Origin of the sequence: Paraburkholderia sp. BR14312, from assembly GCF_040948675.1 — a bacterium.
GTDB lineage: Bacteria > Pseudomonadota > Gammaproteobacteria > Burkholderiales > Burkholderiaceae > Paraburkholderia > Paraburkholderia nodosa_A.
This window is the reverse complement of the sequence record NZ_JBFPKI010000015.1, coordinates 235608-260010: the sequence shown is the minus strand read 5'-3', so window position 1 is coordinate 260010 and position 24403 is coordinate 235608. Positions and strand designations below refer to the sequence as shown.

At 62.0% G+C, this 24403-nt stretch carries 19 protein-coding genes and 1 pseudogene; 5 read left to right on the top strand and 15 right to left on the bottom strand.

Annotated features, from left to right (window positions below):
- Window positions 1-8: 8 nt before the first annotated feature.
- The 6 genes from AB3X98_RS35230 to AB3X98_RS35205 all read right to left on the bottom strand — a co-directional run bounded on the left by AB3X98_RS35230 (window position 9) and on the right by AB3X98_RS35205 (window position 7510).
- Window positions 9-1367, bottom strand: coding sequence for an MFS transporter (locus AB3X98_RS35230; RefSeq protein WP_368606487.1), 1359 nt, complete (start codon window positions 1365-1367; stop codon window positions 9-11).
- 136 nt (window positions 1368-1503) lie between these two features.
- Window positions 1504-2421 carry a LysR family transcriptional regulator gene (locus tag AB3X98_RS35225; RefSeq protein WP_368606488.1) on the bottom strand — a complete coding sequence of 306 codons (918 nt, stop codon included), beginning with the start codon at window positions 2419-2421 and terminating at the stop codon, window positions 1504-1506.
- A gap of 241 nt (window positions 2422-2662) precedes the next feature.
- Window positions 2663-3607 carry a transporter gene (locus AB3X98_RS35220; protein WP_368606489.1) on the bottom strand — a complete coding sequence of 315 codons (945 nt, stop codon included), beginning with the start codon at window positions 3605-3607 and terminating at the stop codon, window positions 2663-2665.
- A gap of 56 nt (window positions 3608-3663) precedes the next feature.
- Complete coding sequence (locus AB3X98_RS35215) at window positions 3664-5091, bottom strand: DUF1254 domain-containing protein (protein ID WP_368610383.1); 1428 nt, start codon at window positions 5089-5091, stop codon at window positions 3664-3666.
- A gap of 187 nt (window positions 5092-5278) precedes the next feature.
- The gene (locus AB3X98_RS35210) at window positions 5279-6724 is read right to left on the bottom strand and encodes a DUF1254 domain-containing protein (RefSeq protein WP_342946135.1); all 1446 of its coding nucleotides are present in this window, start codon (window positions 6722-6724) and stop codon (window positions 5279-5281) included.
- A 459-nt stretch (window positions 6725-7183) separates the two neighbouring features.
- Window positions 7184-7510 (bottom strand): transposase, encoded by a 327-nt coding sequence (locus AB3X98_RS35205; RefSeq protein ID WP_342946134.1) that lies wholly within the window; start codon window positions 7508-7510, stop codon window positions 7184-7186.
- Window positions 7511-7827: 317 nt separating this feature from the next.
- Between AB3X98_RS35205 and AB3X98_RS35200 the strand changes: the two are divergent.
- A pseudogene (locus AB3X98_RS35200) lies at window positions 7828-8178 on the top strand (IS6 family transposase); the annotation flags it as partial.
- 1195 nt (window positions 8179-9373) lie between these two features.
- On the opposite strand, the gene AB3X98_RS35195 reads toward AB3X98_RS35200, so the two are convergent.
- The gene (locus tag AB3X98_RS35195) at window positions 9374-10225 is read right to left on the bottom strand and encodes a 3-hydroxybutyryl-CoA dehydrogenase (RefSeq protein WP_368606491.1); all 852 of its coding nucleotides are present in this window, start codon (window positions 10223-10225) and stop codon (window positions 9374-9376) included.
- Window positions 10226-10259: 34 nt separating this feature from the next.
- Window positions 10260-11447, bottom strand: coding sequence for a beta-ketothiolase BktB (gene bktB / locus AB3X98_RS35190; protein WP_368606492.1), 1188 nt, complete (start codon window positions 11445-11447; stop codon window positions 10260-10262).
- A gap of 316 nt (window positions 11448-11763) precedes the next feature.
- Between bktB and AB3X98_RS35185 the strand changes: the two genes are divergently transcribed.
- Window positions 11764-12366 (top strand): phosphatase PAP2 family protein, encoded by a 603-nt coding sequence (locus tag AB3X98_RS35185; RefSeq protein ID WP_368606493.1) that lies wholly within the window; start codon window positions 11764-11766, stop codon window positions 12364-12366.
- On the opposite strand, the gene AB3X98_RS35180 is transcribed toward AB3X98_RS35185, so the two are convergent.
- Window positions 12355-12822: a hypothetical protein gene (locus AB3X98_RS35180; protein WP_368606494.1), complete on the bottom strand. Its 468-nt coding sequence runs from the start codon at window positions 12820-12822 to the stop codon at window positions 12355-12357. The genes AB3X98_RS35185 and AB3X98_RS35180 overlap by 12 nt on opposite strands.
- Window positions 12823-12854: 32 nt before the next feature.
- On the opposite strand from AB3X98_RS35180, the gene AB3X98_RS35175 reads away from it, so the two are divergent.
- Window positions 12855-14561 carry a phage integrase family protein gene (locus tag AB3X98_RS35175; protein ID WP_368606495.1) on the top strand — a complete coding sequence of 569 codons (1707 nt, stop codon included), beginning with the start codon at window positions 12855-12857 and terminating at the stop codon, window positions 14559-14561.
- Window positions 14562-14598: 37 nt separating this feature from the next.
- Here the strand turns inward: AB3X98_RS35175 and AB3X98_RS35170 are convergent, their stop codons facing one another.
- Window positions 14599-15558, bottom strand: a complete 960-nt coding sequence (locus AB3X98_RS35170) for a LysR substrate-binding domain-containing protein (RefSeq protein WP_368606496.1) — start codon at window positions 15556-15558, stop codon at window positions 14599-14601.
- A gap of 81 nt (window positions 15559-15639) precedes the next feature.
- On the opposite strand from AB3X98_RS35170, the gene AB3X98_RS35165 reads away from it, so the two are divergent.
- Entirely contained in the window at window positions 15640-16038 is a 399-nt protein-coding gene (locus tag AB3X98_RS35165) for a nuclear transport factor 2 family protein (protein WP_342946126.1), read from the top strand.
- 85 nt (window positions 16039-16123) lie between these two features.
- Here AB3X98_RS35165 and AB3X98_RS35160 read toward each other — a convergent pair whose 3' ends face one another.
- From AB3X98_RS35160 to bfr, 3 genes are all read right to left on the bottom strand, one after another.
- Window positions 16124-17875 (bottom strand): thiamine pyrophosphate-binding protein, encoded by a 1752-nt coding sequence (locus AB3X98_RS35160; protein WP_368606497.1) that lies wholly within the window; start codon window positions 17873-17875, stop codon window positions 16124-16126.
- Between the two features lie 334 nt (window positions 17876-18209).
- Complete coding sequence (locus AB3X98_RS35155; RefSeq protein ID WP_368606498.1) at window positions 18210-19955, bottom strand: methyl-accepting chemotaxis protein; 1746 nt, start codon at window positions 19953-19955, stop codon at window positions 18210-18212.
- Between the two features lie 795 nt (window positions 19956-20750).
- Complete coding sequence (gene bfr / locus AB3X98_RS35150; protein ID WP_368606499.1) at window positions 20751-21227, bottom strand: bacterioferritin; 477 nt, start codon at window positions 21225-21227, stop codon at window positions 20751-20753.
- A 283-nt stretch (window positions 21228-21510) separates the two neighbouring features.
- Between bfr and chrA the strand changes: the two genes are divergently transcribed.
- Complete coding sequence (chrA, locus tag AB3X98_RS35145) at window positions 21511-22734, top strand: chromate efflux transporter (protein ID WP_368606500.1); 1224 nt, start codon at window positions 21511-21513, stop codon at window positions 22732-22734.
- A gap of 10 nt (window positions 22735-22744) precedes the next feature.
- Here the strand turns inward: chrA and AB3X98_RS35140 are convergent, their stop codons facing one another.
- Window positions 22745-23365: a DAK2 domain-containing protein gene (locus tag AB3X98_RS35140; RefSeq protein ID WP_368606501.1), complete on the bottom strand. Its 621-nt coding sequence runs from the start codon at window positions 23363-23365 to the stop codon at window positions 22745-22747.
- Window positions 23362-24390 (bottom strand): dihydroxyacetone kinase subunit DhaK, encoded by a 1029-nt coding sequence (locus tag AB3X98_RS35135; RefSeq protein ID WP_368606502.1) that lies wholly within the window; start codon window positions 24388-24390, stop codon window positions 23362-23364. The genes AB3X98_RS35140 and AB3X98_RS35135 overlap by 4 nt, the downstream gene beginning before the upstream one ends.
- Between the last annotated feature and the right edge of the window lie 13 nt (window positions 24391-24403).

Sequence of the window (24403 nt, the reverse complement as noted above, 5' to 3'; positions counted from 1 at the left end):
CGGGCAGCTCACTGCTCGCCCCGTGCGAGCGGAGGGACAAGACAAGCATCCTGCGCTACGAGCGCACGCGCCGCGAAGCGGCGGCGGTCGGAGGCCGGATCGATCAGGATGGCCGCGATAATGCCGGCCACAACCGAGAACACGCCGGCCAGCATCATGCCGGTGCGATACCCGTCGAGCTGGACAGCGGCATGGTCGATCACCTGGCCCATCACGGCGGGCGTGATGAGTCCGGCGAGCGTCGTGATGCAGATGTTGATGCCCAGCACTCCGCCGCGCTGCGCCGGCGGCACGATCTCGCCGGCGAGAGTCACGCCCGTTACGAACGTGAACGAAGCGAGCGAGAACGCGATCGTCACCGCGAACACGAGCAGTAGCCCGGCCGGGAGCAGCGGCATGAGGGCGAGCGCCACGCCAGATACCACCACGGCCGCCGCGCCCAGCGTGCCGCGCGCATGGCGGCTCGACACGCCGCGCGCCATCAGGCGCTGCGACCACCAGCTGAGCAGCGGCGAAGCCACCATCTGGCCGAATGCGGGCAGCACAACGATCCAGCCGACCTGCGTGAGCGAATAACCTGCCACGCGCACAAGATAGCTCGGCAGCCAGATCGTCGACATTGTGAGGATCACATAGGCGGCGAAGCCGCTGAGATCGCTGCCAATACAGGTTCGCGCGAGCAGCAACGCGGCGAGCGGAATGCGTTGCGGCAACTCAGGCACCGGTGAATGCACGCGCAGGGAATCGGCAGGGTTCGCGGGCCGCCCCCCCTGCGCGGCGTGTGAATCGAGTGCCCCCTCCTTGCCGATCCACAACCAGGCTATGCTCCAGACCACGCCAACCACGGCCAGCATGGCGAACGCAGCGTGCCAGCCGAAATGGACGATCACGGCAGTGATAACCGGCGCAATGAGGCCGGCGCCGAAGGATGCGCCGATCGTAAGTACTGCCGATGGAACCGTGCGCTCGTGGTCGAGAAACCACTTGTAGAGCGCATGCACGGCCACTGGATACGCGGGTCCCTCGCTCGCACCCAGAAGCACACGCGAGACAATCAGCGTAAGCGGCGTTGCGAATACGAGCAGCGGCACCTGCGAAAGCGACCACGTGAGCGCCATCGCCAGCAGCAGCCAGCGGGCCTTCACGCGGTTAGCGAGCAGACCGACGAGCAACGCGGAAATCGAGAAGAACGTGAAGAAGCTCGCCGCGATGCGTCCGAACTGTGTGTGCGTGAGCCCGAGCTCGCGCATGATCGGTTCGGCGGCGAGACCGATCAGGGCCTTATCCGCAAAGTTGATGGCGAGGAAGAAAAACAGGCCGACGACGATTACCCATCGCTGACGCCTGTAACGTGTCTCTGATGTCATTGTGTCTCCATTTGCGGCTATTCCTTTGCGCGCCGGCGTGAAGCGGTCGCCAAAAGTTGCCGTTTTGAGAGATTGAACGACGAAGAGACAAATAATACAACTGCATAATTTGCATTGTATCGATGCGGTCAGTGCATTAATTGTCGTGCGGGTAGTGCGCTGCCGCAACCTCCTGAACAACGCGAATGGCCTGTTCCGCTGCGGGCGAAAGCGTGCGTCCGGCCAGATGGATGATGCAGAACTGGAGCCAGAGCGGCTTGCGCGAGGGCAGCGAGAGCGGCACGAGGTCCGCCATGCGCGACGCATTCGGGAACGCATGCGTGGTGAGCAACAACAGTGCGTCGGTCTTGCGCGCGTACTCCTGCAGCACATTCACATCGTTGCAGACGAGATGGAAGTCCAGTTCGTTGCCAGGCGCATAGCGCAGCCATTTGCGCAGCCCATCGCGCATTGCGTCGGGCAGCGGCACGGAGATAACCGGAAATGCCTGCAGCTGGTGGGTCTCCACAGTGGCCAGGCGCGCGAGCGGGTGGCCTTCACGTACGTACCAGCCCGCGCGATGCCTGGGCAGCGGGATTACATTGACCTCGCTGACGGTCGGCGCGCCGCGAATATCCACGATCAGAAAATCGAGTTCCTCGCTGTAGAGCGATTCGAGCGAATTTTTCCAGTTGTCGATGCGCGCGTCGATACGCATCTGCGGATGCTGCTGCGCGAGGTTGTCGAGCACCGCGGGCAGCAGCATGGCCGCCGGATACGGGCCTGCCTCGAAGCTCACCGAGCCGATACTGTGGTCGCGCAGCAAGTCCACGTCGCGCACCAGACAGCGCGCCTCGAACAGCACTTTCTTCGCTCGGCGCACCACGGTTTCGCCCGCGGACGTGATCTGCACGTCCCGGGTGGTGCGGTCGAAGAGCGCCATGCCGAGCTCTTCCTCGATGGACTGGATGCTACGGCTGAGAGCGGGTTGGCTTAGGTGCACGCGCTGTGCGGCGCGGGCGAAACTGCCCTCTTCCGCGAGGGCGACCACATGTTCGAGTTGGCATAGGTTCATGGCGGACGCGACAGGCTAATCGGTCGGCGCAGGCAAGCCCTGCGCCGCGAAACAGCATAGCCTGGACGGGCACCGCACGGCACGTGTCTTCTGTCGCGGCTCTCTACAGTGTGAAAATACCCACGATCGGCCGTTGCTCCTTCGAGAACGGACGGCGATTCGCGTCTACGCACCAGACCGTTCGGCTGCACATCTGCACTCAAAACCGGACGGCATGTTACCTACGCCGCCACCGGCGGTCTCACTGAAAAGTCGCGTTGACAGTCAATTGGACAGCATTGCCCTTCGGGCGATTGCTCACGTTGAACTCGTTTACCCAACGCAGCGTCGCGGCAACCGGCGTCCTGTCGATCTTGCCAGTCCACGTCACCATCGGCCCGATGCCCACTGCGTGCCCCTGCGCGCCGCCAGTCAGTTGTGCGATTCCGCCCGTATCGTTGCCCACCTGCTGGATGTAACCGCCGATGATGCCGACACCCCAGCCGCCCGCAAAACGCTTGAGTGCCAGGACATCCAGCACGCTGACCGGTGCGTTGTGATATTGCGTGGCACCGTTCCGCGTATAGAACTCCAGTCCGTAGTTGAGCGAGAACTCGATGTTTGCCGCCGGGAAGAGGTGCGTGTATGCGATGGTCGGCGTGAACGTCCAGGTGTTCTGGCCGGCATTGGCGAGGCGGTCAGGGTCGTAGGCACCCGTGGGCGCGTAGATTTGAACGCTCAGCGCAACGTGATCGAGTTTCGTCAGGTGGTAGCCGGCCACCACAGGCGAAAAGAACACGTCGGCAAACTGCGTACCGTGGTCGTTCGGCAAAAGACCATGGAACGAGGAAACGTCCGTATATTGCACGGGCACGCCGAACGACGTCGCGAAGTTCCAGCCGCCCGCGGTGATGCCCCATGTTTTCACCGCGTTGATCAGCGTGTATGAGACCGTATAGTCGAGCCCCGCCGTCACCTTCCCCGCGATCGGCAGCGTTTTGCTCGCGCTCACTGAGCCCTCGTAGTAGATCGTGTTGAGCGAGACGATCCAGTCCGAGGTAGGCGGAACGATACCGGCATAGGGTGCGATCTGCATGCCGGTGATCGGGCGGCCGATACCGCCTTCAGTCGCGCCGGCATGAAACGAAGCGCCCAGCGCGCCGAAGCACGTCAGTGCGGCCAGTAGGCTTGTCGATGTTCTACGCACTTTGATCGTTGTTGCCCTGTTCGAATCCAACGTGATCGTGTAATGGCTTCCCGCGGCTAGGTGTTTGCCTGCGCAATGTCGGGCAAGCGCCAGCTACGGTCGAACCACGGCTGCAGCGGCCCGTACAGGCGGAAGATCGTGAACCACGACTTGCCAGGAATCGTCTGCACCCAGTTCGATTCGTGGCCCACCGGCGCACTCGGACCAAAAAACAGATCGACGGAACCGTCGGCGTTCTTTTGCAGACTCTGCTTTTCGCTCGACAGGCTCGGAAACCGCTGGTCGGTCTGCAGCATCGAGCGCGTCTGCGTGTCGTAGATCACCACCGACCAGAAGTCCTTCACGGGCACATTGGGCGGCACGCGCAGCACGTAGTGCTTCGCGCCGTCGAACGGCTTGCCGGCCGCGTCGACGTTCGCCGCCGCGTATTGCGAGCCGATGCCGGGCATGGCCACCGCCATCGCGGGGGTGTCGATGGTTGCGGCGTAGAAAAACATCGTGCGTGCGTCAAAATTGCGCGCGCCCTGGTTCAGCCATTCGTAACTGCCGCCGATGAACGGCGTTGTCCAGTGCCCGTCTGGATAAATCAGTGCGGCAGGATTGCGGTTCGCGAAGTCAATCGTGCGGGCGGTGGCATTGCCCACTGCAACGGCATCGGTCAGGATGGCCTTCGTGTGTGCGTCGGGCGCAAACGGCTTGCCCTTCACCATGCCGATCGAGGCAAACAGTCCCGTCATGTCGGGTCCATAGGCACCGGCCGGCTCTTCCTGAACGATCTGGTTGATCTCATCGTAGAACTCGATGTTGTTCGCATGGACCGTGTTCATGGTCTTGCCCGACAGGTCGATGAACCGCGTGGCGGGCGGATTCGCGGCCTGCGCGAGCGGATAAACACGCAACCCTGCCTTCAGGCTCGCCGCGCCTGGTTTCGGGTCGCCGTTCCTCATGAACGCGCGCCCGAACAGCAGGTTGCCGAAGGTCGGCGACTTCACGATGTAGTAGCCGCTCGACGGCAGCTTGCCCGTATAGTCCGGCGGCACGAACAGATACTTGCCGCCTTGCCCCTTGTCCGGGCCTGCGTTGCCCATGTCGGTGACGTAGCGGAACCAGAAATCATCGACCACGCCGAGGATGTTGGGCGGTGTTTCGACCACCATCGGGCCGTGTTTCAGGTCCATCCAGTTCCAGAAGTAGACAGTCTCCGAGTTCGGTGTCAGAAAGATCGATTTCGAATCCATCAACGACGCGAATACGCCGATAGTACTGCCGGTCGCGCCCGCGTCGCGCAACGCCTGGCGGATTGCCACCATCGACGCGCCTGGTATGCCGTTCAGGAACGCTTCGACGCCACGCATGAACACGAGGTTGTCGTACACCTTCTCGGCGGTTTTCGACGTGGGTACGCCGTCGAAGTACTCGAGCTTGCCGATACGCGTGTCGACCGTGGCTTGCGTGATGATCTGCTCAGGGATCGGAGTCGTCATCGTGTAGCTTGCCGGCGGTGCTGCGCTCGTGCATGCGGCAAGCGTGGCCGCGATGATGGACAGGGAAAACGAACGTGTCATTGCAGGAAGCATTGGATCTCCAGTTACGACAAACTACCTGGCGACGCGCTAAGCGCTGCCACGAGAGATATCAGTCACGACGGTAGAACCCCGTCGCCCGGCTTGTTCATTTCGCTGGCACGAAGTCGCCGGGCTTCCAGCTCTTGTCGAACGCGGCGGCCTCCGGACCATAGATCCGGATATAGGCGAACCAGCCTCTTCCTGGCACAGTCTTGATCCAGTGGTCCTCGTGCCCCTTCGGCGCGGCCGGGCCGAAATACAGTGTCACTGGCTTGCTCTGATCCACGTCCTTCAGCTCGAACAGCGAGCGCAATGCGGCATTGTCCTGGTCGGTCTGAACCTGCGAGCGCGTAGCGGCGTCGTAAGCGGTTACGGACCAGAAGAGCTTGTCCGGCACAGGCTGCGGAATTACCAGCGTGTAGTTCTTGCCACCATCGAGATACGCGCCTTGAGCGTCGCGAGCGCCAAGCCAGTAGAGCGAGCCCGCCCCTGGGTCGCGCCGGAACATGGCGGGCGAGGTAACAATGGCCTGGGCAAACCAACGATCGCGAGCGTCGAGGTCGATCCCGCCAGGCGTTTCGAACTGGGCACTGCCCGGCACGAGCCCCACCCACTCCCACTGCCGGTCGGGCCAGGCTTTCCGGTCAGGGCGGTCGCTGTCGAATGCGGATACCAGCATCTGGCTGCGTCCCTTGCCCGCGGCATTTACAAGCACGGCCTTCAGCTTGTCGTCGGGATTGAATGGCTTACCCTTCTCGATGCCGAGTTGGGCGAGCAGTCCATACATGGGCAGGAAGGCAGGATTCTGCGGCTCTTCCTGAATGATCTTGTCGAGGACTTCCCAAAACTGAATATTGTCTTCCCAGCGAAGCGACGAACTGTCCATCGCGCGTTTCGTGGTGTCCACGGCCTCGAGCGCCGGGCTGCTGGCGCCGCCTTCGGACCAGCGCCGGATCTTGACGGCGCGCAGCGCATCCATTGCCTTCGGAATATCTCCGCCGACCGGCAATGCGCGAACAGCAAGTAGATTCTTCAGCGTCGGAGAACGGGCAACGTAGTAACCGTCGGGTACCGTGCCCTTCCATCCCGGCGGCAGGATCAGGTGCTTGCCGCCTTTGCCCGCGTCAGGACCAGGAAGGCCGAGGTCCTTGACCCAGCCCTGGTTGTGGTCGTTGACAAGACCAATGTACGGCCCAGGCGGCAAGTCGATCTCGATCGGCCCCTGTGACAAGTCCAGCACCGCTGAGCCGTACGGGGTATCCGAGTTCAGTGTGAAGCCCACTTGCCTTGGGCCCGCGGCCGCGATCCCCCACTCCTTGCCATCCTGAATGCCAGCCGTACGAGTGCCGTTAAATATGCCTTCCACCGATACCGTTGGATACCAGAAGCGATAGGTGACGACGGCCGTTTGCAGCACTTCGTCGGCACGCGTGCGCTCCGACGTTTGCGGCGTGGGATAGCCACGGTCGAAGTCGTATCCCATGTTGTCTTTCGCGTGGGCCGCCGTGCCGGCACAGGCGAGAAGCAGTGCAGCAATCAAGCGTCGATGCATAAAGGCTCCTGTAGGAAGGAAAAGCAATTACGCTGCGGTGCGCTGCAGATCATGCGGTTTTCAGCGTAGGCATTTCTTTATTCTTTGTTCCAGGCGGTTCTTCATGTCACAGGAAAACCCAGACTGCAAGATATGGAGGACGCGGACGGCCGTATTCGGTGCGACCGGATTCGTAGACATGCATCACGCATGTCGCTCGCGCTTTCGCTCGTAAGCCACTGCCGGGTAGCTTTTCAGGCCAATAGAAACTCGGTGGCAATTGTTTGCCCTCTCGGCTTCGTCCACCGATGATTTCCCCCTTTTCTCATAGCCCATTTTCGATGCTTTACTACTTTTAGATTGCCGACCATGCGGAATTTAGCTTTGACGCATCAAAAGAATATCAAGCATCTATAATTTTTGCATCAGTCATTGACTCAATAGTTGTCCCTGAACAATTCGTTTCTCGTGCTGTCGGCGTCACGCGGGGAAGTCGGCGGCAATGAAACAGTTGAACAAGGCAGCGAGAATTAAGGCACAAAGAAGCCGCAGGTTCCTGATCATGCGCAGGTTGTGACCTGCGCCGCACAGCACGGCGTGCATCGCATCGCCGAGCGCCCCCTTTAGCCGGTTCCGGTCGAGCTTCCCATCGGTCTTCATGTGGCCGATAGCTGGCTCGATCGCGCTGCGCCGTCTGATCATTGCGCGTAGTCCGCGTGTGATACCCGGTGGTAGATCTTCACGCCGTCGATGGCGACAACCTTGTAGCCGCGGTCGACGAAGGCGACTTCTGGCGTGGCGTCGCACAGGATTGCCGCCTTCTCCAGTGCTTCAGCCAGCATGTACCAATCGTACGGATTGCCAGGCATCGAACGCACGCCAACGAACTAGCTATCGTAGAACTGTCGGTGGGATCGGGCTGGCCATTTCATTATGTCCGCTCTTGTTGAAGAACGAATGGAAGCGCTGGTACGTCGCCAACCTTTGATGGTCCGCGGCGTTTCACTGAAGACTCGCGACTTGCTGAACGATCTCCATCCGCATAGCTTCTTGGCAATCTATCTGGATCAGTCGCAATAAGGAGATCTGCTATGCCGACGGGCCCTGAATGCGTGGCGTGATCGATGAACCGGGAGCTGAGTCCCGCGGTAGCAAAAGTTCTCAAACAGTTGCATTATCCGCTGGACGTGACGTTACTCTGCGTTCGGTGGTACGTGGCATATCCGCTGAGCCTGCGTCATCTCGAGCAGATGATGGCCGAGCGCGGGATTGTGATCGATCACTCGACGATTCATCGTTGGGCGCTCAAACTCTTGCCGGTCCTGGAGAAGGCGTTTCGACGGTGCAAACGGGCGGTCGGCAAGAGCTGGAGGATGGACGAGACCTACATTCGAATCAGGGGTGAGTGCCAGTATCTGTACCGGGCTGTCGATAAGGCAGGCAACACCGTCGATTTTCTGCTGCGAGCCCGACGGGGTCAGATGAACGACGGCCGTAAGGCACTCACTCCCGCGCAGCAATTCTATTCTCTCTGCATAAGCAATCCTCTGTATTTCAGCACTCTCGCCGGCCATCTTCCTTATTGCGACAGAACCCGATCAGCTTCTGCTGCCGTGGACTGGTCGGCCCATCAGCAAGCTGGCCTGGCTGCGGCAATCACCGGGGGAGCCGCGCGCAAAGGCCGTTCTGGCCCATATCGATCGTTTGCAGGCGATCCGCGCACTCGACTTGCCGCCGGACATCGGCCGCAACGTCCATCAGACCGGCTACTGCGTCTGGCGCGTGAAGGCGGACAGACCGCCGTCTATCAGATTGAGGAATATGAAACCGACCGGCGTCACGCCACCTTGATTGCGATCCTGCTCGACACGACCGCGACACTGACGGATGAAATTCTGAACCTCCACGATCGACTGATCGGCTCGTTCTTCACCAAAGCCAAGCACAAGTACGAGAAGCGTTTGGCGGCCGAGGGCAAAGCGGTCAATGACAAGGTGCGTCTCTACGCGAAGGTCGGCGCAGCATTGATCGCAGCGAAAGACGCGGGCGACGATCCGTTCCTGGCCCAGCCCTACGGCAGCAGCGCGAAATCGACGAAAGCCTGATCTCGCACGTCGCCCCGCTCGGCTGGAAGCACATCGACCCGACCGGCGACTATGTATGGCATGCCAATAAGCGCGTCGCCAAGGGGCGATTCCGAACGCTGCGCGTCAGGAAATCGACCGGGGCGTCTTAACGTACGAAAAAGTACGTTTCTTGAGGGCACCCCGAATCGCGGCATCGAGGTGCGCCGGGCCGAACGCGTGCCGGGAACGAAGAAGCCACGCGAGTTCACGCAGGGGACATGGAAGCGGTGATCGTGAAGCTGGTGCAGCCCTCAAAACCAGAGTCAAAACCTGGCCGGCGGCCTGCCAGGGCCCGCTGAATGGACGTAAGCGCCCTGCTGCTTCAGACGCTATCCTTCAACACTGAGTGGAGATCGAACCCGGGAAAGACAGAAGCAAATCTCTCTAAAACCGGACATTTCTTTTGAGCCGGAGATCGGACATCTGTATCTGGCCGGAACATTATAATGTTCGCAAACGACAAAACTCGTTGCATCCCATCCCATCTCACCGATCACCTTCAACGACCGCGGGCTTACCGCCCGCGGACCTCCGCCCAATCTTTCTAGCCGTAACGATAGACCCCGCGCCCAGTCTTCCGACCCAGACGTCCTGCGGCCACCAGTTCACGAAGCAGCGGGCACGCGCGGTACTTCGAATCGCCGAAGTCATGGTAAAAAACGTCCATGACCGAAAGCACCACATCGAGTCCAACGAGATCAGCAAGCGCCAGCGGCCCGATCGGCTGATTCGCTCCGAGACGCATGCCGGTATCGATATCCTCGGCTGGCGCGACGCCTTCGGCGAGCAGGAAGAAAGCCTCGTTGATCATCGGCACGAGAATGCGGTTGACCACGAAGCCCGGCGAATTGCGCACGCTGATCGGCGACTTGCCGAGCCGCACCGTCAACTCGTGGACCGCCTCCGCTGCGGCGCTACCGGTTTCGAGGCCCCGGATGATTTCGACGAGCGGCATCAACGGCACCGGATTGAAGAAGTGCATGCCGACGAGGCGCGACGGGTCGGCAAGCGCGGCGCCAAGCGTGGTGATCGAGATTGAAGACGTATTGGAAGCGAGAATGGCGTCGGGACGCGCGACCGCTTCAATCTGCTTCAAGATGCGCAGCTTCAGATCGAGGTTTTCGGTGGCGGCTTCGATAATCAGCCCAGCAGCACCGAGGCGCTGATAATCGGTGCACGTCTCGATGCGGGCAAGCGCGGCCTCGCTCGCCGCCGCGTCCAGCTTGTCTTTCGCGATGAGCCGATCGAGGCTTCCCTTCAGCGCGGTAAGACCTTTGTCGAGCGCGGCTTCGCTGACGTCGACCACAATCACGCGCACGCCAGCGAGCGCGGCGACCTGCGCGATGCCGGAACCCATCGTCCCGGCGCCCACGATTCCCAATGTTTCGATTTGCATGGCTTTATTTGGCGCGCCCGAAGGTGCACTCAACTCACTGGACGTTTTCGAAAATGGCGGCAATGCCCTGCCCGCCGCCAATGCACATCGTGACGAGCGCGTAACGGCCACCAATGCGCTTGAGTTCGTGCAGCGCCTTCACGGCGATCAGTGCGCCGGTCGCGCCAATGGGATGGCCGAGCGAAATACCCGAGCCATTGGGGTTCACCTTTTCCGGGTCCAGACCCAGCTCCTGCGTGACCGCGCATGCCTGGGCGGCAAAGGCCTCGTTCGATTCGATCACATCGAGGTCCGCGACGGACAGCCCCGCGCGCTGCAACGCAAGACGCGTAGCCGGCACCGGCCCGATGCCCATGTAAAGCGGATCGACGCCCGCATGTGCATATGCCACGAGTTTTGCCATCGGCGCGAGGCCGCGCGCCTCGGCCGCTTCGCGCGACATCAGCAGCATGGCTGCGCCTGCGTCGTTGATGCCGGAGGCGTTGCCCGCCGTGACCGTACCGTTCTCCTTCGCGAATACGGGCTTGAGCTTCGCGAAGTCGTCGATCGTGGCGTCGTGGCGCAAATGTTCGTCGGTGTCGAAGACGGTCTCGCGCCCTTTCACCGTGCGCTTGACCGGCACGATCTGGCTGGCGAAGCGGCCCTCGGCGATCGCTCGCGCTGCGCGGCGATGCGACTCGAGCGCAAGATTGTCCTGTTGCTCGCGCGTGATGCCGTAACGGCCCGCGACATTCTCGGCGGTCACGCCCATCGGCACGGTGTGAAAAGGATCATTGAGCGCGCCCAGCATCATGTCGATGAGGCGTGCGTCGCCCATACGTGCGCCGAAGCGCGCCTCGGTCGTGATATACGGCGCGCGGCTCATGTTCTCGGCGCCAGCGCCGATCGCCACGTCAGCATCGCCGAGCATAATGGTTTGCGCGGCGGAAACGATCGCCTGCAGGCCGGAACCACACAGCCGGTTGACGTTGAACGCAGGCGTCGATTCGGGAATGCCGGCATTGATCGCGGCGACGCGAGACAGGTAGAAGTCCCGCGGCTCGGTTGCGATCACGTTGCCGAACACCACATGCCCCACGTCCTTTGCCTCGACGCGGCTTCGTGCGAGCAGTTCGCGCACGACGATTGAACCGAGTTCGGTTGGCGGCACATCTTTCAGGCTGCCGCCGAATTTGCCGATCGCGGTCCGCGCACCGCCCACCACCACGACTTCCCTATTCATATGGATTCCTCAGTTATCTGTCTGCCGCCTGTGAAGCGCCGACGCAGCCTGTTTCTACCTCTGGTCCCGACCTGTTCAGGAAGTACCCAAGGCACGCCGTGGCAATCCTAGCGCCAACCGGCGCCTGACAGACTGATCAAACCGGCCGACATACTGACAAAACTGGCCATGTCATGCCGTCCACGGCGGCCGGACCGTGGAACGCGGTCGCCCCTGTTAAGGTTTTGTTAAGGGGCCGATGCGTAGAATCGCCTTTGACAACCGGAACCCCCTTCAAGTGTTAACGCAAGAACGGGCGTGAAAACAGAGGGCCCCCATGGACGCAGTCGAAACACTGAACCGAACGTTTTTTATCGCACTCAATGCCACACCCGCGACGCCGCATTGGCTCATTACCGCGGGCACGCTGATCGCGGACTATGCGATCCTGGTGGTCCCGGCCATGCTGGTGGCGCTATGGCTGACAGGCTCGGACGAACGCCGCGCGTTGGCGGTGCGCGCCTGCTTTGCCGGCTTGCTGGCTCTCGGCATCAACCAGTTGATCGGTCTGGCGTGGTATCACCCCCGCCCTTTCGCCAGCGCAACGGGCCATACGTTTCTCGCCCATGCGCCCGATTCTTCGTTTCCTAGCGACCATGTGACGCTGCTTTGCGCAGTCTCGTTCACCTTCCTGTACGGCGGGAAGCGGGGAATCGGCTTGCTTGCCTTGTTCGTCGATATCGCTGTTGCCTGGGCTCGCATCTTCGTCGGCGTGCACTGGCCATTCGACATGATCGGCGCGGCGATCGTCGCGTGGCTGGCCTGCATGATCGGCAGCCCGTTCTGGCGCCTCGCGGGCGTGGCGGCGACCGGCGCGTTGATCGCGCTTTACAGGAAGGTTCTCGCTGTACCGATTGGCTTGCGATGGTTACGGCCGTAGTGAGCCCACCATCTTCGCGTTTCCTTTGTTTTCCAGATCGGAGAGGATCGGACTCCCGCGGCGGATAGCGGCTATCGCACCTTGAATATTCGATCGCGCGACAGCAATTCCCATATCCAGAATGATCTCGGCCGGCGCGCGCGAGTCGATACAACTGAGGGCGATTGCAGGATACTGGCCGCTGGCGCTCGCTCCCTTCTGCGCGAGGAAGTCCTGCTTTTTCATTTTGCCGGTACGAAACCGCTCGTCGCCGGCTTTCATCATTTCGATGATCCGATCGGGAGTCAGCGCATTGCGCTGCGATTCGGACAATGCCGCCGCCTGGATATCGCCCGCCGTGAACGGCGTGCCGGCAACGCCGTCGCCGCGCTTATGCCGGCCTGGCCAGCGTGAAAGAAACGTGAAGATGGTCAGACGGAGTGTATATCCAACTAGAAAGATAATCCTTCTTATCACTAGAGGCTTATTTCTACGCTAAACTTCGTCAGATGAAAACGCGTCACACACCCCTTGCCGCACCCGCTTCCACCGAGCCACCCGGATTCCCCGACGCCGACGAACTCGCCATGCTGCGTGCGTGGTATGCAGGCCTCGCTGTGCGGCCCGCCGTCGAGCGTTATCTCCCCTCGGCGCTCGGCGACGGGAAATCGGCGCGTGGCGTGCTCGGACGCATCCGGCGCAGGCTCGTCGCCCTCGCGCGCGCGGCGCATCGCGGCGATCTGGTGGCGCTGTTCGAACATCCCGTGGAGGAACGCGAGCGGCACGCCAAGGCTGTCGCGCAGGCAATCGACAGCCTGCGCAACGCCCGCCCGCCCGAACCCCAGATTGCTGACGACATCGCGCAGTGGTTCACGCCGCGCGCCGTGCGGGTGCTGTACGCGCACGGCATCACTACGCTAGCCGACCTCACTGTGCGTATCCCGCGCCGCCGCCAGTGGTGGAAGGCCGTGCCGGGACTCGGTGTGGCGAGCGCCCGCGCGATCGAGGCGTTCTTTGCGGCCTGGCCAGCACTCACGGAAAAGGCGCGCGCGCTCATCGTGGCGAGCCAGCGCGGCGACATCGCACCGTGGGAGTCACTCAAACTGCCGCACGAAGTCGACGGCTCCGAAGGCACTTTCCGTGCACCCCGCGCGACCTGCACGCTGGATGCGTCGAACGACTATGAAGCGATTCAGACCTGGCTCGCGCTGCACGAGTCGCCCGCCACGCAGCGTACCTACCGGAAGGAAGCCGAACGGCTGATCCTCTGGGCGATCGTCGAGCGGGGCCGCGCGCTCTCGTCGCTCTCGACCGAAGACGCCATCGCCTACCGCGCGTTCCTGCGCCATCCCTCTCCGCGCGGACGCTGGGTCGGCCCCGTGCGGGCACGCACGTCGCCGGACTGGCGGCCGTTCAACGGCAGCCTCTCGGCGCGCTCGGTCGCGCATGCGCTATCGATCCTCGGCGCGCTGTTCCGCTGGCTCATCGAGCAGCGCTACGTGCTCGCCAATCCGTTTTCCGGCGTGAAAGTGCGCGGCGCGAGCGGCGCGCAAGCACTCGATACATCGCACGCATTCAGCGAAGGGGAATGGGCGCTCGTGCGCACGATCGCAGACGGCCTCGAATGGTCGTACGGCTGGTCAGCGCCGGCGGCTCAGCGGCTGCGCTTCCTGCTCGATTTCGGCTACGCGACCGGCCTGCGCGCGAGCGAACTGGTTGGAGCCACGCTCGGCCACGTCGAAACAGATGCACGCGGCGATCACTGGCTGCGCGTGACGGGCAAGGGAAACAAGCTTGCGCGCGTCGCCTTGCCGCCGCTCGCGTGGGAGGCGCTCGCGCACTATCTGGCCGAACGTGACCTGCCGGTCGTGTCCGTGCGCTGGAATCCGGCGACGCCGGTCATCGGCAGTCTCGAGGCCGACAGCGACGCCGCGATCAGCAGCGTGCGTTTGTGGGGGGTGCTGCGGCGCTTCTTCCTGCTGGCCGCCAAAGCCATCGAGGCCGATCATGCGCCGCTCGCGGAAAAGCTGCGCCGCGCGAGTCCGCACTGGATGCGCCACACGCACGCCACCCACGCGCTCGGGCGCGGCGCCGAACTCACCACGGTGCGCGACAACCTGCGGCATGCTTCCGTTTCGACGACCTCGATCTATCTGCACAGCGACGAGGTCAAGCGCGCGCGGCAAATCGCGGACGCATTTGGCAAAGCGAAATGAATCCACGTTCAGCCGAAGTAAGCGACCCGACAGCCGCTTATTGGGCCGGCTTAGTCGGGTCTTCCTGCGCGAGCCGGGTCAAGACGTCGGCGAGTGCGCGAATCCTGGCCTGAGCGGCGCGTTGCGAGGGATAGACGAGGAAATAGCCCAGTCCATTTTGCACAACCTCGCTGAACGGCATAACGAGTGCCCCCGCCTCAAGGCGCTCCTTCGCCATGCGAGGGTCGCCGATTGCGACGCCATGCCCCTGTGCCGCGGCGGTGAGCGTTAATTCGAGGGTATCGAACACGAGCCCGCCATCGGCGTCGCTCTGGGGCGCGCCAACATGATCGAACCAGCATCGCCACTCTCCATGACCGTGTCCCGGATGAAGCAATTTGACTCTGGTGAGATCCGCTGCGGATTTCAGCGATGCGGCCAGCTCGCTCGTGCACATCGGCGTCAAGCGCTCTTCAAACAACGGTATCGCGTCCATCCCCGCCCAATGTCCGGCTCCGCGCACGACCACGGCGTCGACATCGGGCGTAGTGAAGTCCGGCGTATCGTCCGCCGACGTATAGATGCGCAACTCTGTGCGGGGCAGCGCGAGATTGATCGCCGACAGCCGCGGCAGCAACCAGCGAATCGCAAACGTGGACGGTAACCGCAAGGTGAGAACCGCCGCGGATTGAGCGTGAACGTCTGCGTGTCGAACCAGTAGCGTGAGCAGATTGATCGCCACCGTCAGCAGAGCATTGCCTTCTGCTGTCAGCGTCAGCCCTGACACATGGCGCACGAACAGCGCACATCGATAGTGATCTTCCAGTTGCCGGACCTGACGACTCACTGCCCCCTGCGTTCGGCACAGGTGGTTCGCGGCCTTGCTGATGCTGCCAAGTTCCGCCGCTGCGACGAATGCCTGGTACGCGGACAGTGGCGGTAACGCGCGCGTGAGGTCAGCCAGAGGATATGCACGATCCGCATACCCGGGTTGCGAATTATTCGATTGTTCGGTCATCGCTGCGTCGTTATCGTGGCTGCGTCATACCCGCGCTCCTTCGTGCGGGCAGACCTGTCAAGATACGCTCGGAGAATGATTGTGGGTTCATCACAGGAAGCACTATACACTCGGCAGATTCGCACCTACCTGAGCGAACTGGAGCGGGGCGACGTCGCTGCAATCTGCGCCCTGTTCACGCCAGACGCGCGGATATTCTCGCCTTTTCTCGGCTGGATGCGTCCCGCGCCGTTCTTTGCGAAGGTCAATGCCGCGTCGGGAGCAAGCCGGATCAGCCCCATTGACATCTGCGTCAGCACAACGGGAGCGCGACGTGCGACGGGTTATTTCGTCTACGACTGGGGGCTGAAAGACGGCTCTGCAGTGAAATTCGAGTGTGTGGATGTATTCGAATTCGACCAAAGCGGTCGCATCGAGCAGATGATCATCGTCTACGACACGCATCCCATACGCAACACGGTAGGCGACAAATACGCGTAGCAGCGGCGGAAGCTCTGCCGCGCGATGCAATAGTTGGACGATGCGCCGATGGCCGACTCGTTGTTGTTCGCCCAGTTGAAGTTGTTCAGGAACAGGCCCCCGCTTCCGAATAGTACCGGTTCGGCGCGGGAAAGACCCCTGTCATGACTTCAATCAGGAACGGGCCGTCATATCGACTTGCTTCACCAAGAACATCGTCCAGCTCGTCGATTCCGCTAACCACGCGTGCCGCCACACCAAACGACGATGCAAACGCGGTCCAGCTATGACTGGGCAGTCTGGTGAACTGCTCGGAAATCAGACCGCCCCTCATCGCATCGATGTGAATTGCACCGTGCGCAGAGTTGTTCAGGACGACGTAGATCACTTTGACGCCGTAGCGAGCTGCCGTCTGAATCTCCGTTCCGTGCATCATCATGCATCCGTCGCCTGTGACTACGACGCAAGGGCGTTCGGGGGACGCAAGCTTGACGCCAATTCCGGCTGCAATAGCCCAGCCCATCGGCGCGAGAGCGTTGGACGAAAAGTAGTTGCCCATACCCGACGACAGCCAGTAGTGGGCCATGAATATACGATGGGCACCGGAGTCCACCACGACGTTGCTGTTGCTGGGCAACAGTTTGCACAGGCGCTTGATGACGGCGCCAGGATAAAGCGATTCATTACCGCTGGAGGCCTGCTGCGCGGAAAAATCCTCGAATTGGCCGTCATACAGGGGAGTCTGGCTGACTCCGGCGATCCATGCCCTCCTTCTTTCGAGCACTTTCTGGAAATCGTCGTTGGCGCCCGTGTTGATCCGGGCAAGCAACCGGAAGCTAGCCCCGATTCCCGAGAAAATGCTGCGCTGGGCAATGTGCCCCATCGGCGGCTGATCGAAGCCATCATCGAAGACAAGCAGATCCTTCCCCTCGGTCAGCTTCCTGCTCCAGTTCATGCTGTCGCGCTGGTTCAGATCGCTGCCAAATACAACGAGCGCGTCAAGCTCGTCCGAATTGATCACACGTGCGGCGCGCGAATGGCTTGAGAACCCGTAGATGCCCAGCGCGAGTTCGTGTCCCTCGGGAAAGGCACCCTTGCCTGCCAGCGTCGTCGCGACCGGAACGTGAAATTTCTCGGCAACCTCAAGAAGCGCCCTTGCAGTTTCCGCGTCATTCCCGCGACTACCAATCAGAAACGCGACTTTCTTCGACTGGAGCAGATAGAGGCGGCACAGGGCATCCAGCGCGGTACGGTCAGGGGGCGCTTCACCCAGATTGAACTCGTGCTGGGCGTAGGGTCGCCGTGCTACCTGCGGACCGGGAGGGACGTCCTGCTTTTGAACGTCAACAGGGATACTGATGAATGACCGCGCCCGACGCATCCAGTTCAGCCCGTCCGTCGCACGACGTAGCTCCGCCTGAACATTATCCTTGTTCTTCAGTTCGACCACGTCCGTCATCAGACCTCTGACCACGCCACTTTCATAGATGCCGCCTGATGTCGCATCCTGGAACGCCCCTTTACCCTCCGCTGTCGACGAAATCGCTCCCGCAATATAGAGCATCGGAATCCGGTCTGCCTGCGCGGCTGCCATGCCGGGCACGAAGTTCATGGTACCGGGACCGGAAATTCCTGCGCAAACGCCGAATTTGCGGCTAGCGCGCGCATAGCCATCGGCCATGAAAGCGCTGCCCGTCTCATGAGCGCCAACGATGCCGCGAATGGATGGTGAATCATCAATCGCAGCCAGAAGCGGGTAAATCAGCTTTCCGGGGACCAGAAACACGTGGTCTATTCCCGCGGACTCGAGCGACTTCACAACTACCTTCGATACGTTGGGGGAAGCGGAAGATCTCATGGTCTTTGATTGCGATCCGGACAGAAGTCAACATTCGGATCCTGCCGCTCTCCATCCCGGGGTAATGCACGGCTTTGCGGATTTGAAATGCACCGAAGCCGGCGACAACCGATGCCTGGAGACAGCAAGATGGCCTTTGACACACTGCACTTGCTGCTGCAGTCGTGTCTCGCGCTACTTCAACGGGCCCGCTCGTAACGCGGCCCGCGTGTCTCCATCCGGGAGTTCCTCGTCGCCGGCTGCGGCAACATACGGCGAGCGTCATCGTGGCTCTGCGTCCACTCGACCTGCCTGCGCTCTGTTCTGAATCGCCGCCCAAACCTCGCAGCCCGGCTCAGAATGTCTGCCAGTCCGATGTGCCGGCAGCGGTGGCAGCCAGAACCTTGCTCCCGCCCCCGGACGGCTCTGCCATCACGGCGACCTTTCTCGTTGTTGCCGGAGAGGACGTGAGGCGGTTCCGGGAGACGTTTTGCGAGGCCTTCTGCAGCTTCGTCGCCGGAGATGAAGTCGTTCCGTTGCCATTGAACCTGAAAAAGGCCACCGCTTTGCGTAGGCTCTCCGCCTGCTGCGCCATCGTCTGCGCGGCTGCCGAAGCCTCTTCCACGAGCGCGGCGTTCTGCTGCGTGACCTGGTCCATCTGGTTGACCGCCTGATTCACCTGCTCGATACCGGTGCTTTGCTCGCTCGATGCCGACGAGATTTCGCCGACGACGTCCGTCACGCGCTTCACCGATTGCACGACTTCCTTGATTGCGCCGCCTGCTTCTTCGACGAGCCTCGAGCCTGCTTCCACCCGGTGAACAGAGTCGGAAATCAGTTCCTTGATTTCCTTCGCGGCAGTCGCACTGCGCTGCGCGAGCGTGCGAACCTCGCCCGCTACGACGGCGAAGCCGCGCCCCTGCTCTCCAGCGCGCGCCGCCTCGACTGCTGCATTCAGTGCGAGGATGTTGGTCTGAAAGGCGATGCCCTCGATGACACCGATAATCTCGGACATTCGCGTCGAACTCGTCGAGATGTCGCGCATCGTCTCGACGACGCGACCAACGATCTCGCCGCCGCGCTGCGCCACACCCGAGGCTGTACCCGCGAGCGTGGCAGCCTGCGTTGCATTGTCCGTGTTGTGGCGGACCGCCGCGGTCAGTTGCTCCATGCTCGACGCGGTTTCTTCGAGCGACGCGGCCTGTTCTTCGGTGCGGCTCGACAGCTCGAGATTGCCTTGTGCGATCTGCGCGCTCGCAGTCGCGACACCTTCAGCGTTTTCGCGCACCTCCGACACAACCCGCATCAGGGCCTCGCACATGGACTTCAGCGATGCCATGAGGCTGTTTGTGTCGCCGGCGCGCAGGTCGATGCTCACGTTCAGGTCACCCGCGGCCACGCTTCTGGCCACGGCGGCGGCGGTTGCAGGCTCGGTACCCAGTTGCCGGGTGACGCTACGCATCATCCAGATGCCGATACCGAGGCCGATCGAGACGGACATCGCCACGAGGACAAGCATCAGATTGCGGCCTTCGCCGTACACGGCGTCGTTGGATTCCGCCGTCCTTTGCGCGTCGCCCTGTTTCAGGGTAACCAGATTGCCCATCAGGACGAGCGTCCTGAAACCCTTGTTGTGGTACTCACCCAGCATGTATTCAGTCAGGCCATCCCGGTCCTGTAACGCGGCAGAATTGATCTTGCCTTTCATTTCGTTGAAGGCCTGGATGTAGTCCTGCCAGCCCTGATCAAGCTCGCCGAAGGTCGCCTTCCCCTTGTCGGTATAGACGAGCGGTTCTGCCTGGTTCAGGTGATCACGCGCCTGGGCCAGTGCCTTGTCGGCCTGGTCCAGCGAGCCAGCCCGCTGCTCGGCCGTTGTGGCCAGAACCGCATTGCGCAGATAAGTTCCGACTCGCAGTACGTCCGCGTTAGCCTGCTGGATCAGGTTCAGTCCAACAAGATCCTCTCGATACGTCTTGTCTGCATTTGCGCTGATTTGCGCCATGTTGCGCAGACCGATCCCGCTAACCGCAGCGCTGATCGCGGAAACCAGGATGAAAGCGCTGATCAGTTTGGTGCCGAGCTTCATGTTGCTGAAATTCATGATTCACTTTGGTGAGAATGAAAGAACCAGAATGCTTAAGCGAGTTCGTGCGCAGCTCGACGCGGTATCAACGTCGAAAAGTCCGGCAACCGTGTTTCGACTCAACGAACAAGCGCAAACGCCTGGCGTCCGTGACGCCTGACACCGGTGCACCGCCACACGAACACCGGAAGCAGCACGGGACATATCTGTGTTATCGGCGGCATTATTTATTTCTTCATACAAATTGTTCATCTGCCGGCGAGATTTTTATTACATCGCTGCCCGGTCCTTACGGGGGCGTCCTGGGACTCCGAAAACGTTTCCAGCAACACAGCTGTCATAGACTTGCCATCGATTTCATTACACAAATCTTTCATTATTGCCCGATGCAATTGCCGAAACATTTATCCTTAAGACGTTTTCCAGGGTTTTGGTATTGACGCTGCATGCGCCATTCTTCTTGCCGTCCGGCTGCCGGCATTCCAGGTGCTCGTTTCTCTAAGAGAACTCTCGCGGCGTGCGGGGTCGGTGGCAGCAGCGAGTCGACAACGTCCACCTCGACGGCCACTCCTTCGAGCATCGGCGGCACCGTAGCAGTCGGCGACGCGCTAGCAGGTGCGAACGTCACGCTGATCGATTCGACGGGCAGGAGCGTCACGGCAACGAGCGACGCAGGTGGCAACGACTCGATGCCCCTCACGAAGTACAACGACTAAACGTTGTCGACCACTGGTTTCCTGAAGCAGAGGTGCGTGGGTGCCCCGCAAGCGGCATCCACGCTTTTTCCCGGCATGCTCCACGCCGGGTCGCGTATCAGCTGACCGAGCCCATCGCCGATTGCTGATAGTTTTCCAGGCCGATCTTGTCGATCAACCCGAGCTGGATTTCCAGCCAGTCGATGTGATCCTCGGTGTCGTCCAGGATCTCGACGAAAATTTCCCTTGAGACAAAGTCCCGAACGGATTCGCAGTAAGCAATGGCTTCCTTGCACTGCGCCTGCGCAGTGCGTTCGAGTTTGAGATCGCACTCGAGCACTTCGCGAACGTCCTCGCCGATCAGGAGTTTGCCAAGGTCCTGCAGATTGGGCAGGCCATCGAGCATGAGTATCCGCTCGATCAGTTTGTCCGCGTGCTTCATCTCCTCGATCGACTCGTCGTATTCGTGTTTGCCGAGTCCTGCGAGACCCCAGTGTCCGTAAAGTCGTGCGTGCAAAAAGTACTGATTGATCGCCGTCAGCTCGTTCTTCAGTTCCGCATTGAGATATTCGATGACTTTCGGATCTGCTTGCATGACTCCCTCCGGGGCGCTGTGTCGGCACAATTACAACGAGCATAGACAGTTGACGCGCGCAGCGCACGAACGAGAGCATCAACGAGAAGAATTCAGCGTTTTACCGGCTCGATTTGCGCAGAGGAATGACGCTTTAAACCGTCCATTGGCGTGTGTTGTTTGCGAACCACCGGATCAGCGCTGTGAAAGTCCCGGCCTGCGATCGTGCCAGCGGATCGGGTATGATCGCCGCAAAATCGATCTATGTTTGTATTCGTTACGACTGAGTTCCATGGAAACAGATATGTCGACGTCAGAGCCGGACCGTGCAGGCTCCGCGCTTGAAGTCCTGCGAGTCTTTCTGAAGCTGGGCCTGACGTCCTTTGGCGGTCCCATCGCCCATATCGGCTACTTCCGTCGCGAGTTCGTCGAGCGGCGTCGCTGGCTCGACGACGCCACCTTCACGGATCTGCTCGGTCTCTGCCAGTTTCTCCCCGGTCCCGCCAGTAGTCAGACCGGATTTTCGATCGGTCTGCTGCGCGCCGGCTGGCGAGGCGGCCTGGCAGCCTGGTGCGGCTTCACGTTGCCATCCGTTGCACTCCTGATCGCTTTTGCCATCGTCGCGCCTGAACTCGGCGGCCCCGTGGGGAACGGGCTGATTCACGGACTGAAACTCGTCGCCGTTGCCGTCGTCGCGCAAGCCGTATGGGACATGGCGCGCCGCCTGTGCCCCGACCACCGCCGCGCCGGCATTGCACTCATTGCGGTCGTGCTTCTCGCTGTCGTGACGACGGCGTATGCACAGTTGATCGTCATCGTGCTCGGCGCGGCGCTCGGTATCCTGCTGTGCCGATCCACGACTTCGGAAACCATCGCCGGCACGCGTCAGCACACGCAGGAGTTTCGCGTGTCGCGTACCGCCGGTCTGGTCGCGCTCGTCCTCTTTTGCGCCCTGCTTTTCGGGCTTCCGGCGCTTGCCGCATTCGACACGACGCATACCGTCCGCGTGTTCGACGCCTTCTACCGCTCGGGCGCCCTCGTGTTCGGCGGCGGTCACGTGGTGCTGCCGTTGCTGCAGCGTGAGACCGTGGCGACGGGATGGGTCTCGCCGAACGACTTTCTTGCCGGCTATGGAGCCGCCCAAGCGGTGCCCGGTCCGCTCTTCACGTTCGCGGCTTTCCTTGGATGGATCATGAGCGGCCCATCCAGTCATGCGCTGGGCGCCTTCGTGGCACTAGCAGGCATCTTTTTACCAGGCCTGCTTCTAGTGCTCGCCGCGCTGCCTTATTGGCAAGCGCTTCGCGCCCATCCCTCCATGGCGGCCATGCTGGCGGGCGTGAATGCAGCCGTGGTCGGGCTGCTCGCCATGGCGCTCTATTCGCCGGTGTGGACGAGCGCCGTCCAGTCACGGATCGACTTTGCGGTCGCGGTCATCGGTTTCTTTTTGCTCACGCGCTGGAAGGTGCCGCCGCTCGTTGTCGTCGTGTTTTTGGCGGCGGCCGGCGTGGCCGAGATGCTTGTTCGTTGAGTGGCGAAGCTCACCCTCGCCAGGCTTGAAGAAACCTGAGCCAGGCCGTTGCGCCGGGATCGGCGTGACCGATACTGCGTTCCTGCACCCACGCCGCGCGTCCCTTCTTCGACTGCAACGCGGCCGTGGCGAGCACCTGTCGCTCCGCCGTGTCGATCATCGCGTCGAGGAGCGTGCGCGCGTCGGCGCCCAATTCGAACGCTTCGAGCGTATCGAGACTCGGCACGAGTGCATCGAGCACCGTCTTGTCGCCGAGCTGCGACTTGCCCCGCTCGGCTATGCGCGCTGCCACCGCGCGACCCATCGCGAGCGCTTCGGCCCGGCCCGCTGCATGGCTGCCCGTCACGGTCTTCGCCGCAGCGAGCAGCCCGCCGCCCACGAGCGCGCCGAACGTCGAAGGGTTCGCCGTCGAAAACGCCTTGCCCGTGGCGATCAGCACGTCGCCCAGCGCAGCGTCGGGCGGCAGCTTCGCAATGGCATCGGCTGCCGCGAGCGAGCCCGCCTTCACGGTGACGCCCAGGTCGCCGTCGCCGAGCGCGGCGTCGAGTTCGCGCAGTTCCTCCGCGCTGGCGGGCATCGCGTTCAACGCATCGATGAGCCGCGCCCGGACTTCGCTGACCGAAAGACTCATCGCGCACCTCCCTCGTCCACGCGCCAGCCTTCGCGCCAGAACGGCGAGCGCACCGGCGCATCGAGCAGCGTGTCGAGTTCCTCGTCGAGTTGCATCACGGAGATCGAGGCGCCCGCCATTTCGAGGCTCGTCACGTACTCGCCTACATAAGCACGCGCCACGCGCAGCCCGGCGGCGGCAACGGCCTGCGCGGCGCGCCGGTACAGCAGATACAGTTCTTCGAGCGGCGTCGCGCCTAGCCCGTTGACGAGCAGCGCCACGCTCGCCCCCGCCTTGGCCTGCAAGTCGCCGATTATCGCGCCCGCAAGCCGTTCGGCGATGGCATCCGCGCTCTCCAGTTTGCCGCGGTGCGTGCCCGGCTCGCCATGAATGCCGATGCCGATCTCCATTTCGCCTTCGGGCAGCGTGAACGTGGGCTTGCCTGCCGCCGGCAGGATCGTCGGCGAAAGGCCCACGCCCATCGTGCGCGTCGCGCCGTTCGCCTTCGCGGCAATGCGCGCGACTTCGTCGAGCGTGTCGCCGCGTTCGGCCGCCGCGCCCGCGCACTTGAAGCCGAACACCATGCCCGCTACGCCGCGGCGATCAGAAGCCCGCTCGGGCGGCGCGGAAGCGACATCGTCGGCAACGAGCACGGTGCGCGTCTCGATGCCGTCCGCGTCGGCCAGGTCCGCGGCGAGATCGAAGTTGAGGACGTCGCCGCCGTAGTTGCCGTACAGGTAGAGCACGCCCGCGCCGCCGTGCACCGCCTTGGTGGCCTCGTAGATCTGCTCCGACGATGGCGACGAAAACACGTTGCCCACTGCCACGCCGCTCGCGAGCCCCTTGCCCACGTAGCCGAGAAAGCCCGGCAGGTGCCCGGAGCCGCCGCCCGTCACGATGCCGACCTTGCCCGCGTTCGGCGCGTCGGCACGCACGAGCGCGCGGCGGTCGGCCGTGACCGGCTTGAGCCAGCCCGGATGGGCGAGCAGCAAGGCGTCGATCATCTCGTCGACAAATTGATCAGGATGATTAATGATCTTTTTCACGTGTCGCGCCTCC